Origin of the sequence: Algoriphagus algorifonticola (genome assembly GCF_007655305.1) — a bacterium.
Classification (GTDB): Bacteria; Bacteroidota; Bacteroidia; order Cytophagales; family Cyclobacteriaceae; genus Algoriphagus; species Algoriphagus algorifonticola.
In genome coordinates this window covers 111,491-125,781 of sequence record NZ_VLOG01000052.1, presented here as the reverse complement: position 1 = coordinate 125,781, position 14,291 = coordinate 111,491, and the positions used below count along the sequence as shown (strand labels likewise).

Genomic DNA, 14,291 nt, shown 5'->3' with positions numbered 1-14,291 from the left:
CTTTCAAGCTGTTTGTTTTTCTTTTTCTCTCCAAAGCCTCCACCATGGAGTCCCGGGAGAGTCATGATGCTCATAATGATAGCCAAAGAAGTAACAGCTCAAAAAAGCCCAAACATGATTTTTGGACTGAGATCGTGAGTGATGAGGATTATCACTATTCCCTCTATGAGGCAGGTATGTGCCGAAATAAAATAGTTGCAAAGTGGACAAAATCGCAGGAAGCATCCAAAATACGATCAGGTTTTCGGTAGGAAGCCATAGCTTAAGAATATTAAAACTGACGGCCATCAATAATATCTGCCAAATGCTTACGTATTGACGGATGAATGAGAGATACCAAATCAGGAAATTACCGGAAGCATGGTAATCAGGATCTTCGTCTGTTGCAACATGGCGATGATGCTGATGGTGTTTGGGAAAAAGCTTCCAATAGAAATTGTAGGAAAAGAGAATCGCCGCTATCCATCCTGTGGCGTGATTGATTTTCTTATGAGAAGAGACCACACCATGCATGGCATCATGAGCGGTGATAAATAGCCCGGTGTAAAGATGCATTTGGATCAATACACCCAAATAGGTGAGTGGACTAGTCCAGGATATATCAAGCTGTATCCAAAATCCCAAAGAGACTGCCCAAAGCAAAATAATGCTCCAAGCGATCAATAGACCTTTGGGATCTACCTTTTGGGTGATTGAGTACTGATTTAATTGCATGAAACTTTAGACCTATTTTCTACTCAAAAGGTAAGAATTCTTTCTCTTACTTGCTCCATCAGCCACATTGGAGTTGATGTGGCTCCACAAATTCCTACCGTTTCATTGGGCTCAAACCAGCTCTCCTCAATTTGATCTGGATTAGATACAAAAAATGTATTGGGGTTTTTCTCTTTACAAACGTTATATAGCACCTTACCATTGGAAGACTTGGTGCCACTGACGAAAACTATTTTGTTGAACTTATCAGCAAAGTCACGAAGCTCTTTATCCCTATTGGAAACCTGACGGCAAATAGTGTCATTGGTATTGACAGTGATTCCATTTTGCCTTAAGATTTCATTGATCTCATAGAATTTATCCGTGCTTTTGGTAGTCTGGCTATAAAGGGTTAGGCTTTTCGGAAGGCTAGGAATATCCAATTCAGAAATATCCTGAAAGACTACCGCCTTATTATTGGTCTGACCTAGCAATCCAATCACTTCAGCATGACCATGCTTTCCATAGATATAAATAGTCTCTTCTTTGTCGAAAGAATTTTTAATCCTGTTTTGCAACTTCAATACAACCGGACAGGATGCATCTATAAGCGTCAAATTATTTTTGATGGACAATTCGTAAGTGGACGGCGGCTCACCATGCGCACGAATCAGGACTTTTTCATCCTTTAATTGATGTAGTTCCGAATGATCTATGATTTTTAGCCCTTTTCTGGTGAGCCTATTGACCTCTTCGTCATTATGGACAATATCTCCCAAGCAGTAAAGATAGCCTTGCTCGTCCAAAATCTCCTCTGCCATTTCGATAGCATAGACCACTCCGAAGCAAAAGCCAGAATGATTGTCAATTTCTACATGGAGATTTTTCATCTGAATTGGATTATGTTTTACTAGTCCTCAAGCTGTTTTTTTCAGAAAATTTACCGTCTTAAGACTTAAGATTTTTGACCTGCCTGAATTCATAGCCTATAAACTTTTCAGGGAATGAATTGTTTTTCGGCTTCTGATACTTTCGAATATACTCACATTCATCAACAAGAGCGTCATCGAGTAAATACTATCCTCAATTGGAACTGTCCAAATTCGGATACCTAAATTTTCGGCATTGTTATAAATCACCACCGGCTCTTCTGTCAACCCACCTGTCAGAACTCCATTACACAGGAAAAACGGTATTAGATGAACCAAATAGGCAAATAAGAAGCGACCTAAATATTTATCATTAAATACTAGAAAGTGCACCAATAAAGCGATTGCTCCTACGAAAAAATTGACCGACGTGTACCATTTGTCCAAGTGCCAAACTGCAAAACCTAATAAAAATGGGACCATGATATAGACAAAAGGCTTTCCAAAAGGAAGGAAAATATCCTTCGGGAAAAAATAAATCAGTACCTCATAGATAAATATACAGGCAAAAGGAACTGTCAAGAAAAACAGCCACTCTTCCAAAGGCAATTGAAAGAAGTAAATCCCTACCAAATAATCGGGGTTAAATTCCCATACTCCCATTACCGTAAACCAGTGATCCCAAATCAGAAAGAACGCTCCAGTGAAGAATATCGCTGGGAAAAGGGCGTACCATTTAGTAGCGTACCTGATTTTAGGCTCAAAAGATCTTACCAAAGGAAAGGAAATGGTAAAAAGATTGATCGCCAGATACAAATAATGCTCCATTAACTAATGCCCAGTTTGGTGCCAAAATAGGTCCCAACCAATAAAGAAATCTTCTTGGAATTAGGAATACGGATTCTCTGCTGCGTGATAGTTTCGGCAGGCAAACCTTTGATTTTATCGAATAACTTTTGGTAATAGAGATACGCCACTTTCACCCCTAATTTTGCACCATCCGGTAACTGTTCGATTCCAATCAGAGAGTCATTAAAATCTTTCTGAATATCTTCCTCTATCTGAGTTTTTATATCTCGATTGAAAAGCTTGTAATCTACACCCGGAAAATAAACCCTGCCTCTTTCTTCAAAATCACTTTTGATATCCCGAAGGAAATTGACCTTTTGGAAAGCGGCTCCTAGCTTACATGCTGGCTCTTTCAGTCGGTCATATATTTCCTGATTACCCTCACAGAAAACTTTCAAACACATCAGGCCTACAACTTCTGCCGAGCCATAGATGTATTCATTGTATTTGGAATCATTATATTTTTTGAAATCCAGGTCCATTTCCATGCTATGAAGGAAGGCCTCAATTAAGTCCAGGTCAATTTTATATTGATTAACTATGAGTTGAAATGCATGCAAAACCGGATTGAGGGAGATTTTTGCATCAATGGCCTCATAGGTGTCTTTTTTAAACCTCTCCAATAAAGCCGCCTTATCCTGATCATGAAAAGTATCCACAATTTCATCGGCATACCGAACAAAACCATAGATGGCATAAATAGGAAGATGAAACTTTTTGTCCAAAGTTTTGATCCCTAGCGTGAAGCTTGTACTGTATCGCTGAGTGATCAGTCGGCTACATTCCAGTGTGGTTTGGTCAAAAAGTGCTTTAGCATCCATTGCTATAATATACCTATTTATTTACAGATTGTTTTCTTTGATCACTTCTTTTGCCACTACCTGCCCCGAAATCAGGGATGGTGGAACACCCGGTCCAGGTACAGTAAGCTGACCCGTATAATACAGGTTTTTAACCTTTTTGTTTTTCAAAGAAGGTTTCAAAATAGCCGTTTGCAAAAGCGTATTAGCTAAGCCATAGGCATTCCCTTTGAAGGCATGATAGTCCGACTTGAAATCCGAATGGGCATAAGATCTTTTATAAATCACATGCGAACGTACATCCTGACCCGTGATTTTCTCTAGACGGTCCATGATGATGTGGTAATATTTTTCTCTCATTCCCTCAGAATCCTCGAGGTCAGGAGCCAAAGGAATTAATAAAAACATATTTTCTTTTCCCTCAGGAGCTACTGTGGAATCTGTAATTGATGGGACGGAAGCATAGAAAAGCGGCTTCTCTGGCCATCTTGGATTTTTGTAAATCGCGTCGGCGTGAGGACCCAGTGGCTCATCAAAAAACAGGTTGTGATGACGCAGATTCTTCAGTTTTTTATCAATTCCCAAGTAAAACAACAAACTGGAGGGAGCCATAACCCGCTTGTCCCAGTATTCCTCAGAATAATTGCTGTAATTAGGATTGAGCAAATGCTTATCCACGTGATGATAATCTGCACCGGCAATCACAATATCCGCTTCAATTTTTTCTCCAGAAATTAGACGAACTCGTTTAGCCAAGCCTTTTTCCACCTCAATTTCTTCTACTTCGGATGCATAGCGGATTTCAACTCCTTTTTCTTCAGCCAAGGAAACCATCCCTCGGATAATCTCGTGCATTCCCTTTTTAGGATACCAAGTACCCAAAGCGATATCCGCATAGTTCATTAGAGAATAAAGGGCAGGAATATTTTCAGCTGTTTCTCCTAAAAAGAGAACAGGAAATTCCATCAAACGAATAATCTGCTCAGATTTGAAAAACTTGCGAACATGCTTAGACATGGATTGGAAAATATCCATTTTCACCATATCCACGAGCAATCCCGGAGAGGCAAATTCCAATAGAGATCTGCTTGGCCTTTTGACCAAATCGTGAATGCCTACCTCGTACTTGTATTTTGCCTGCTCTAAAAATAAATCCAGCTGCTTGCCTGCACCTGGTTCGATTCTATCCAACATGGCTTTGAATTCATCCATATTGGCAGGAATATCCAGAACTTCTTGCTCTCCATAAATGACAGCATAAGAAGGATCCAGACGAATCAGATCATAATAGTCGGATGGCTTTTTCCCAAATCGGGCAAAATAATCCTCAAATACATCCGGCATCCAGTACCAACTGGGACCCATATCAAAAACAAACCCCTGGTGCTCAAACTTTCTCGCTCGACCTCCTGGGGTTTCGTTTTTTTCTAAAAGGGTAACTGAACAACTCTCTCCTGCCAGATGGGTGGCTACTGAAAGTCCTGCAAAGCCAGAACCGATTACCACCACATGCTTTTTACTCATAGGATCAATTTTTATTCTTATAAACTGCTAGATCATCTTTCAACAGCTTTCTGGCAATATGTATTCTATTCTTTACAGTTCCAATTGGAATCTGCAACTTATCCGCAATTTCATGATACTTGAATCCTCTGTAGTGCATCATAAAAGGAGTCTTGTATACATCGTCCAGTTTGTCAATTGCGGTGTAAATATCTTCCATCGCAAAGTTTCCATACACGCCATTCTCAATTTGAGAATCGCTGGAATTGATGTAATGAAGATTGTCTGTGGTGTCTACGAATGTGCCCCTTCTGACCATTCGCTGATAGTTGGTGATGAAGGTGTTTTTCATAATGGTATACAACCATGCTTTCAGGTTGGTACCTTCTGTAAACTTATCTCTGTTGGTAAATGCCTTTACCATGGTGTCTTGTAACAAATCATTTGCATCATCCATGTCTCTGGTTAACTTCAGTGCAAATGGTTTCAGTGTGCTGGAAAGCTTGTGTAGTGAGTAACTGAATTCTAGAGTTGTCATGGTAGCTTTGTGTTTTTGTTTAATCAAACTTAGGAATACTTAAACAAAATACAAAGCTTTTGTTTAATTTTTTTTCAATTAGATTAAACAAATTATTTCCTGACCGCTCTTTATTGGGATTTATGGCCGAATTTGGATATAAATGGACAAAAAAAGGCATTCTTGGTAGAATGCCTTTTGTTTAATTTATTGCTAAATTCTTTAGACTATTTCTCTTGAGTCACTTCTGCGAGCTCTTCCAGCATAACTTTGATGTCCCTGATGTAATTGAGTTGCTGCACATTGGCCGGGAATTTTAAATCCTGACCGATCACTTGATACCCTGTGATCAAGATTTTTGCTTCCAGAAAACGCTCTGACAAAGCATCCACATAGTCTTGTGCATATTCCGAACTCGGTGAGGTAGTAATCACAGTTAAAAGGTAATCAGGTCTATGCAATTTATAAACGGAAAGGAGATCATCATTAGGGGTGCTTTGTCCTAAGTATATTACCTTATGTCCCATGCTTTTGATCAGATAAGCTGCGAAAAGCAAGGAAATTTCATGAAGTTCGCCTTCTGGTAGGAATAGTAAAAATTTCTTTCCTCCACCATTTACCACTTGACCATCTATAGCTACAATGAGTTTCTGTCTGACCAGGTTAGAAATGAAATGCTCCTGAGCCGGATTGATCGCTCCGGTTTGCCAAAGCACTCCAATCTTAGACATGAATGGATAGATGATGTTGAGCATGGTTTGCTCAAAGCCCAGTTTAAGGATATTGGAAGAAAGAATTTTATCGAAACGTTCCTCATCCATTTCTATCATACAGATAGTCAATGCATGAATTTGATCGTCATGGGTTAGAGATCTTTCCGTCAGTTTCATCACTTCGGTACGAATCTCTCCCTCTTCCATAGATGCAATCTTACTGATCTTGAAGCCATTGTCATTCAACAAAGCGACATTCAAAATCAGTTTCAGGTCCGCATCATCATAATAACGGATATTGGTATCAGTCCTTTTGGGGCTTAGCAAATTGTAACGCTGCTCCCAAATACGTAATGTATGGGCTTTGATACCTGAAAGTTGCTCTAGATCTTTGATCGAATAAGTGCTCACTTTTCTTCCTGTTTAAAATATTCTCTGGGTACTACGAACAATCCAAAGGAAACAGCATCTTCCTTTTGATTGGTTTTATGATGCGCTTGATGCGCCTTGAAGATTCCTTTTAGGAAAGCATTTTTGGGTCGGTCAAACCATTTCAACCTGCGATGAACCAAAACATCATGCAAAAAGAAATAGAGTACTCCGTACAAACTGATTCCGATTCCCATCCAAAACCGATAATCAAGATTTTCCAATCCCAGGAAAATCAATACTACTGCAATACTTCCGAAGAGTAACGAAAACAAATCATTCAACTCAAAGAAAGACTTGGATGGCCGATGATGTGTCTTGTGAATCATCCATAGAGGACCATGCATCAGATACTTGTGAATCAACCAGCCGGAAAATTCCATTACGATAAATCCCAGAAAGATAAATCCTATAGCTTTAATCATCACGAAAACAACTTATTAAGTGACAGTTTTGTTATAAGCTGCAATTTGACCTTTTGTTTCAGCTTTCATCAATAATATTTTATGATTCCTGTCATAAATCATTCCACAACGGTGAAATTGAGCACTGTAAAGAATAAAATTAATGTCAAAAGCAAAGCCAGTGCAATAGGATTCTGCTTTTCGAACTTTGCTTTTCTAAAGATCAGGTGGATGATGTAGGCTATAAAAAACCATCCCAGATAATTGCCTACAGGAATGATGTCAAATTTCCAATACCAAAAATCCAAAGCAACTGCTACCGGCTCCAGAATATAATCTATCGCAGTCATCGCTGTAGCTCCTAAAAATGCCGCATAATAATCATTGGGAATTTTTTGAAAGGCAAGTCCGGTGAGATAGGCTAAAATAAACCAATTGACACCTATTATAATAGGAACCTCCCAAAGCTTAGGTCCCAAGGTCGGACCATATACATAGTCTCCAAATAAATAGCCCGTGTGAATTCCTATCAGTTCTGCCCCGAATCCTATCCAAAATGCTGCGGCGGCAAAAATCGGAAAAGAATCAGACCAACCTCTGTGAAATAGAAGAATGATCACCAAAGAAGTCAGTAGCTGAGCCGGTGTCATACTCAAAAACCAATCTCTATATTCTGGCAAGCTGAGGCCCACCAAGCCAACCCCATGGAGAATGATGATTACTGCTATGGCAATGATTACTTTTATATTGGTCCCGGAGCTGTTTTCAGTGACTACTTTATGCATGAGCGACGCTTGGGTGAGCAGAATTGAGGTTTTAAGTTTGGGATTCCTAACTTTGATGTTCCAAATTTGTTATTAAAAAAAGGAAAATCCCTACAAAACTACGAAATGATACTATACAACGTCACCATCAATGTTGCTCCAGAGATAGAAGAAGACTTTATTCAATGGCTAAAAGACACCCATATTCCGGAAGTTATGGCTACTGGTATTTTTACTGAGCATAAATTATTAAGGTTAATCCAGCAGTCGGATGATGGCAGTACCAACTATGCAGTGCAATACTTCACTGAGAGCCTTGCCAAAATGCAGGAGTACGAAACCAAGCATGCCCCTGCCTTGAGAGCCAAAACACAAGAACGTTATCAGGAGAAAGCTTTGGCCTTCCGAACCCTTTTGGAAATCATTTAAGGATGCCCAACTGGCTCAAACTCATCATCAGCATCATTTTGCCACAGGCCGCGGGACTGACTGGGGCCTATTTTACCATCAGTAGCGCGGATAGCTGGTATGCAGCTCTTGAAAAGCCCTTCTTCAATCCTCCACCTTGGTTGTTTGGTCCCGTCTGGACGACATTGTATTTGATGATGGGTTGGGTTTGCTATTTGATCTGGAAAAGCAATCACCCTCAAAAGAGATTTTTATTGAGCCTTTATTTTATTCAGCTTGCTTTAAACGCGATTTGGTCCCCAGCATTTTTTGGAGCGGAATCTCCGGCTTTAGGCTTGTTGGTCATCATACCCTTGGGAGCATTGGTCTTTATTTGCATTCTTCAGTTTAAGAAAATATCGCCATGGGCATCAGGTTTGATGATTCCCTATTTCCTCTGGGTTTGCTTCGCTGCTCTTCTCAATTTTTCTATCTGGTGCCTGAATTGAAGCCAAATTTTATTGTTCATTGAAACGAATTAACAGTCGTTTCACTAGCTTTTTAGAAAAATCAATTTAGTTTTACTGTATAAACTTTTGTTATGAAAAGCTTTTTACCCCTGATTTTGGCACTGGTCCTTTTTTCCTGTGACCAAGATAAAACAACGCAGGAATCCAAGAATGTCCTTGAAAACCTGAGCCTTCAATTTGACAGTTTGGTCGTAGACTCAGGAGATGAGGTGTTTGCTCCCGATGGAATCTATTCCGAAGATCTAAGCATGGATGGCGAGCGGGTCTTTGCTTTTTATGAGCCAGACTTCGAGGTCTTTGAAATATCCCTGAAGGAAATGAAGCTGCTCAATAGATATCCCTTCCAACGGGAAGGCCCAGAAGGAATCAAAGGATGGGTTAGCTCATTTCAGGCTCTTCCTGAGGATCAACTGATGATTTATGACGGGGTGATTCCAAGTATTTATGATCTGGAAGGCAAAAAATTAAAATCATTTGAACAGGATTTTCAAAATATGATTGATTTTCAGTCTGAAAATCCCTTTATGGTTACTAATTATTTGAAATCCAGCCCAGAGCAAAATTTCTTTTTCTCTTTACCAGCAGAGTTTGGAAAGCCCATTCTCGGCCTTGCGGTATTTGATATGGTTAATGAGAATGGAAAGGTTTTGAAACTACCTGCCTTTGATTTAGTCACAGGTTTTCAAGTGATTTTCCGCCAGGGAAACGGAGCCTCATTTTATGGCGATAGGGTAGGATTACAATTGATAAATCATCAACTACTGGTTACTTGTAACTCAACTGCTCAAGTCTATAAATATGACTACAAGAAGGGTTCTATGGAATTGATCTCCTTTGAGCATCAACTGGTAGAAAACCAAAAAAGCGGTTCATTTCCCAATGAAGTAGATTCCAGAGAAAAACAGATGGAGATTGCCAATAAAATGCGCCAACAAATCTCATTCGAAAATTTCTATTGGGATGAAAGCCGCAAACTTTATTTCCGATTTGCTACCAAAAATTACTATGTCTCTCCGGATGGAAGGGAGCGAAAAGCCGACTGTTACCTATTTGCCTATGATCAGGACTTAAACTTAATCGGTGAGGCATTTTTACCCGAACTAACTAGAATTCCTTATAATGGCTATTTCTACAAAGGAGAGTTTTACAGCTATTGGCCCATGGGAGATGAGGCCGGATTTGTCAGATTTCAATTTAACTTCTAATGCATGAATAGATTAACCATTACTGCGTTCTTATTCCTTCTTATTTCTTGTGGTAAAAATGCCAAGCAAGAATCATCTACAGAAGGAAATCTTCTCGAGAATCTTAGTATAACCATTGACACCGTCAGAGTCGATGTAGGAGAGGAAATTTTTAATCCTGGGATGTATTATCAGTTTGGGCTAAGTGAAGATGGTCAATCGGTCTACTTTGCCTTAAACCAAGAGCCTGAGGTACATGAAATAAACCTTCAAAATCTCCAATTGGTCCGCAGAATATACTTTGAAAAAGACGGGCCTAATCGGGCTCCCAATTTTATCAATTACTTCGACGTCCTTCCAAAGAATGAATTCATGTTGGCACACTACGGAATTCAGGGAATCTACAATGAGCAAGCAGAAAAAATTCAGGCTATGGAGATACAGCCTGATGAATTCAAGGGCTTGGACGAGGATTTGAATGCACTTTATTTTAATCTCACTATCAGCCCGGATAAGAAACTGGCTTTTTCTACACCCAACAAGCCTTCAGAGCTTTTTAGCGCTTTTATTGCCAAAATGAATTTGGAACAAAAAACAGGTGAGCTCATCCCACTTCCTGCTTTGGAAATCACGAAAAATTTCCAAGTGACCTTCAGAAGTGAAAATTCAAGCACTACTTATGGAGATTTCATATCCATTCAAAAAGTTAAGGATCAGCTTGTCATATATTCTGGCAGTACTTCCGACTTATACCTATACGACTTTACTACGGATTCTTTAATACTTAAAACTTTCAATCATCAGCTTATTCCATCGAAAAAGACCGGTTCTTTTCCTTCAAAAGTAGACTCGCAGGAAAGAGTAAGAGAAGTAGGCGATGAAATCAACCAGCAAGCGACATTTTCAGGATTATATTGGGATCCAAGCAGAAAGCTGTATTTCCGATTTGGATCTAAGAGCAATGGGAAATTGGAAACTGGCGAACCTAAAAAGAAAGATGTCTACTTATTTGCCTATGATGAGAAGTTGCAATTGCTCGGGGAGCAAAAAGTTGATTTGCCCTATCCCTTTGGACGAGCCTTTTTCTTCGAAGGCAAGCTCTACAGTTATCGACCAGTAGATGAAGATCCCGGCTTTGTAAGAATGACCTTAACCTATTGATATGTACAAATTAGGAAAAACCTTTGTCCTCGCACTTTTTGTTGCTTTCGCTTTTTCCTGTGGTGGAGAGAAAGAATCTGCTGAAAACGACTCAACCAATGTTCTAGCTAACTTTTCCTTTTCCGTGGATACCGTGGTTGTCGATCCGGGTGAGGAATTGATCAGTCTTCCTTATGGACTGGGTACACATACAATTAATGAGTCTAAATCACATCTTTATTTACTGGATGGGAAAAACTCCTTGATCAATAAAGTAAATCTCAACAGTCTAAAACTGGAAGAGCAGCTTTCATTTGAAAAAGAAGGGCCTAATGGAGTCGGTGAGTATATAGAAGTGTTCGATGTTTTTCCCGGAGAAAGGTTTTTTCTTTCTGGATATGAAAAATCCAGTTTGATAGATAGGGAGGGCGAATTGATCAAGGACTACACACTAAAAGGTGATGATTTTGATATTGAGGGAATGGAGGAGAATTTCAAATATTCCCTCCACTACAAACTGATCTTATCTATTGAAGATGAAAAACTGTTTTCACTTCCCGGTGACTTCATGAAAGCAAGCAGAAAGCTGGCAAAATTCAACTTTAGAGAAAAAAACGGTAAAATTTATGACCTGCCTGCTTTGGAGAAGGCATCAGAATATCAAATTATTCTTAATTCGAATGATGGCATGATGATATACGTGGAGGAGATTCACTTTCAAAGAATCAATAACAGGTATTTTTTGTCTACGAGTCCTACCAATAATATCTATGAGTTTTTTCCAGAACTCGATTCATTGGTTTTGTACGAATATGAATTTACTGTTGCTCCCAACAAAAAAGAAAAGCAGATTAGAAATGAAGTTTCCTCACAGGAGGAGTTTGAATCTGAGATGGAAAAAGCCAGAACTCAGATTGGATTTGAAAAGCTGATTTATGATGACAAATCTGAGAGATACTATCGTTTTGGAAGAATCTATCAAGCCCGGGAAGATAAAGAAGCTCCCCTCAAGGCTCAGGTATTTTTATTCGCCTTTGATAAAAATCTCAAACTAATTGGAGAAACTGAAATCCCGGAATTAGATCGAGCTCCATTAAGCGCCTTCTTCAAAGACGGCAAACTCTGGTCCTATGTCAATGTAGATGATGAGTTGGGGTTTGCGGTGTTTGATTTTGTGTCTGTTCCCAAAAATAATGGGCGACGAAATCCATCCGAAAGGGAAATAAAAATTAACAATCTGTGATCTACTCATGAAAAAACAGCTTTTATTCCTTCTTTTTGCCTCCATTATTTTTTCTTGTCAGGAAAAATCCAGCGAAAATATGGAGCAAAGTAACATTCTAGAAAAACTCTCCTTTACTGTTGATACCATCTTGGTGGACTCGGGAGATGAACTTTTAAACCTTGGCTTTGGAATCCGAACCTTCGACTTGAATGACAATAGCTTTTTCTTTTTTGAAAACAGTCCGCCTGCTTTGGTCGAGGTGGATTTGGAAGCGATGACATTAACCCAAAAAACTGAATTCGAAACCGAAGGACCTGATGGAGTCGGCAACTTTGTGGCCCAAGTGTCAATAGGTCCCAATGAGGAAGTTTATGTTTTGGGTGTTCCTCAAATCGGCATTTATGACAAATCGGGGAAGAAGCAAAAAAATCTCAAAGTGACTCCAAAGGGAATTGACTCCCAGCTTGCCGAAAACTTTTTTTCCCTATATGGAAATTCCATTTACGATTTTAAAAGAAACCTTTTTTACTCTTGGCCAACAGGAGAAGAAATTAATAATCCGGAATTGGTAATCATTGATGTAAAAAATCAAACTGCCAGAACAGTAGCTCTTCCAGAAATGGAAATAGTTCGGAAATACACTCTTTTGGCAAATGAAAACGGAAACTATATGTCTTCAGGGCAACCCGTTTATCTCTTCAATCATCAAAACAAACTGTTGATATCCACTTCAGCCATGGGAGATTTTTATGAATATGACCCGGACGCAGACAGTCTGCGCTTGATAAAAGTCACACATCAAATGATTCCCAATCGACTTAGTGGAGAAGTCACGCAAAACCTGACAACAGAAAAAGCATTTAGGCAGGAAATGGCAAAAATCAATTCACAGATCATTTATCAAAAATTGATGTGGGACTCTAAAAAGAATCTTTTTTTCAGACTGGCCTCGCAGGTCAAAATGGGAGAAACTCGAAATGATCCTAATGAATACACCTATTATTTATTAGCCTATAATAAAGACTACGAGTTGGTTGGTGAAAGCAAACTCAATGGGGTTACAGATTTCATAAGAGGGTATTTTTTCAAAGACGGCAAGCTCTGGTCCTATGTCAATGTGAATGATGAGTTGGGGTTTGCAGTGATGGATTTTAAGTTTTAACAAATGAGATATTTAAGTTTACTAGTGATCGCTATTTTTTCCTTTTCCTGTAGTCAAAAGGGAAATAACGCCGAAGAAAAAGAATTCCAATTTGCCTACACTGTGGATACGGTAATGGTTGATTCCGGCGAGGATTTTATTTTTCTCAAGTTTGGTCTAAATGTCGCGGCTATTTCTTCCGATAAAAAACTGCTCTACAATTTAAATCCTACCAATTTCCAACTGGAAGTGATTGACTTAGAATCCCTCAAACTTTCCAATCGAATCCAGTTAGAAAAAGAAGGGCCAACAGGAATTGGTAATCCTAGGGCTCTGAACATCTCGCAAGATGGGAAGTTTCACTTTTTGACCTTTTCAGATGTTCGGGTATTCGATTCTTCACTAGAAACAATGGAGGCCATTAAGTTTCGAAAGGAGAATTTTGAAAACTTGGCTGTGGGTGAGTCTCTAGGCTTCAACTTGACTCTTTCTGACGATGGCAAAAAGGGCTACGTCGAATACGGGCCAGATGACGAAGAAAAGGCAAAAAAAGGATTAGCCGTTTTAAACTTGCAAAATCTGGAACTCAAGACCATCCCCTTAGAAATATATAGCCGAATTCAACCCTATGTGAGAAGCTTCTACCAAGATGGACAATTACAAACTCGAACAATCGAATCTACTTATATAGACCAGGCGGGTGAAAGAGTTTTGATTTCTTCTCCCAACTTTAATGAAGTGTATATTTTGGATCAAAAAACGGATTCCATTTCCCATAAAATTTTTCATTCTAGCCTGACTTCAGACTATAAAAAAGTCCCAGAAATTACATCATTTGAAAGTGTGGAAGAAATGAGAGCTGCATTTCAAAAGGAAAACGAGGAGATTACTTTTAGCAGGTTTTACTACGATGACTTTAATGAAAAATTTTGGAGATTTTCAAGGGAGTTAGACCGGAAAATCGGGGACTCTTCAGTATTTAAAGCGGTAGTTACGATATATGATAAGGACCTCAATCAAAAGCACGAGGCAATTTTTCCGGATAATATTTTTGGATTCCAATTCTTCAAAGACGGCAAGCTCTGGTCCTATGTCAATGTGGATGATGAGTTGGGCTTTGCGGTATTCACTTTTGAATTTTAA

Annotated in this window: 16 protein-coding genes; 7 read left to right on the top strand and 9 right to left on the bottom strand. The window is 39.1% G+C overall.

Annotation, left to right across the window (positions count from 1 at the left end; translation table 11 throughout):
* Positions 1-3: 3 nt before the first annotated feature.
* From FL972_RS13735 to FL972_RS13695, 9 genes are all read right to left on the bottom strand, one after another.
* A complete protein-coding gene (locus tag FL972_RS13735; RefSeq protein ID WP_144606077.1) occupies positions 4-714 on the bottom strand; it encodes a fatty acid desaturase in 711 nt (236 codons plus the stop codon).
* Between the two features lie 23 nt (positions 715-737).
* On the bottom strand, positions 738-1,583 hold the full coding sequence (locus FL972_RS13730; RefSeq protein WP_144606075.1) for a 4-hydroxy-3-methylbut-2-enyl diphosphate reductase: 846 nt from the start codon (positions 1,581-1,583) through the stop codon (positions 738-740).
* A 96-nt stretch (positions 1,584-1,679) separates the two neighbouring features.
* Positions 1,680-2,390 carry a lycopene cyclase domain-containing protein gene (locus FL972_RS13725; protein WP_091653467.1) on the bottom strand — a complete coding sequence of 237 codons (711 nt, stop codon included), beginning with the start codon at positions 2,388-2,390 and terminating at the stop codon, positions 1,680-1,682.
* Positions 2,390-3,232 carry a phytoene/squalene synthase family protein gene (locus FL972_RS13720; RefSeq protein ID WP_144606072.1) on the bottom strand — a complete coding sequence of 281 codons (843 nt, stop codon included), beginning with the start codon at positions 3,230-3,232 and terminating at the stop codon, positions 2,390-2,392. The genes FL972_RS13725 and FL972_RS13720 overlap by 1 nt, the downstream gene beginning before the upstream one ends.
* Before the next feature lie 21 nt (positions 3,233-3,253).
* Entirely contained in the window at positions 3,254-4,735 is a 1,482-nt protein-coding gene (locus tag FL972_RS13715; protein ID WP_144606070.1) for a phytoene desaturase family protein, read from the bottom strand.
* Between the two features lie 4 nt (positions 4,736-4,739).
* Positions 4,740-5,252, bottom strand: coding sequence for an RNA polymerase sigma factor (locus FL972_RS13710; protein ID WP_091653757.1), 513 nt, complete (start codon positions 5,250-5,252; stop codon positions 4,740-4,742).
* A 206-nt stretch (positions 5,253-5,458) separates the two neighbouring features.
* Positions 5,459-6,355 carry a MerR family transcriptional regulator gene (locus tag FL972_RS13705; protein WP_144606068.1) on the bottom strand — a complete coding sequence of 299 codons (897 nt, stop codon included), beginning with the start codon at positions 6,353-6,355 and terminating at the stop codon, positions 5,459-5,461.
* Positions 6,352-6,798 (bottom strand): sterol desaturase family protein, encoded by a 447-nt coding sequence (locus FL972_RS13700; protein ID WP_144606066.1) that lies wholly within the window; start codon positions 6,796-6,798, stop codon positions 6,352-6,354. Before FL972_RS13700 ends, FL972_RS13705 begins: the two co-directional genes overlap by 4 nt.
* A gap of 98 nt (positions 6,799-6,896) precedes the next feature.
* Positions 6,897-7,562 (bottom strand): carotenoid biosynthesis protein, encoded by a 666-nt coding sequence (locus FL972_RS13695; RefSeq protein ID WP_144606064.1) that lies wholly within the window; start codon positions 7,560-7,562, stop codon positions 6,897-6,899.
* Positions 7,563-7,667: 105 nt separating this feature from the next.
* On the opposite strand from FL972_RS13695, the gene FL972_RS13690 reads away from it, so the two are divergent.
* The 7 genes from FL972_RS13690 (at position 7,668) to FL972_RS13660 (ending at position 14,291) form a co-directional block, all read left to right on the top strand.
* Positions 7,668-7,970, top strand: coding sequence for a DUF4286 family protein (locus tag FL972_RS13690; protein ID WP_144606062.1), 303 nt, complete (start codon positions 7,668-7,670; stop codon positions 7,968-7,970).
* Positions 7,971-7,972: 2 nt separating this feature from the next.
* Complete coding sequence (locus tag FL972_RS13685) at positions 7,973-8,437, top strand: TspO/MBR family protein (RefSeq protein WP_144606060.1); 465 nt, start codon at positions 7,973-7,975, stop codon at positions 8,435-8,437.
* 92 nt (positions 8,438-8,529) lie between these two features.
* The gene (locus FL972_RS13680; RefSeq protein WP_144606058.1) at positions 8,530-9,663 is read left to right on the top strand and encodes a DUF4221 family protein; all 1,134 of its coding nucleotides are present in this window, start codon (positions 8,530-8,532) and stop codon (positions 9,661-9,663) included.
* Between the two features lie 3 nt (positions 9,664-9,666).
* Complete coding sequence (locus tag FL972_RS13675) at positions 9,667-10,803, top strand: DUF4221 family protein (protein ID WP_144606055.1); 1,137 nt, start codon at positions 9,667-9,669, stop codon at positions 10,801-10,803.
* A 1-nt stretch (position 10,804) separates the two neighbouring features.
* Complete coding sequence (locus FL972_RS13670; protein WP_144606053.1) at positions 10,805-12,025, top strand: DUF4221 family protein; 1,221 nt, start codon at positions 10,805-10,807, stop codon at positions 12,023-12,025.
* Between the two features lie 7 nt (positions 12,026-12,032).
* Entirely contained in the window at positions 12,033-13,169 is a 1,137-nt protein-coding gene (locus tag FL972_RS13665) for a DUF4221 family protein (RefSeq protein ID WP_144606050.1), read from the top strand.
* Positions 13,170-13,172: 3 nt separating this feature from the next.
* Complete coding sequence (locus tag FL972_RS13660; RefSeq protein ID WP_144606048.1) at positions 13,173-14,291, top strand: DUF4221 family protein; 1,119 nt, start codon at positions 13,173-13,175, stop codon at positions 14,289-14,291.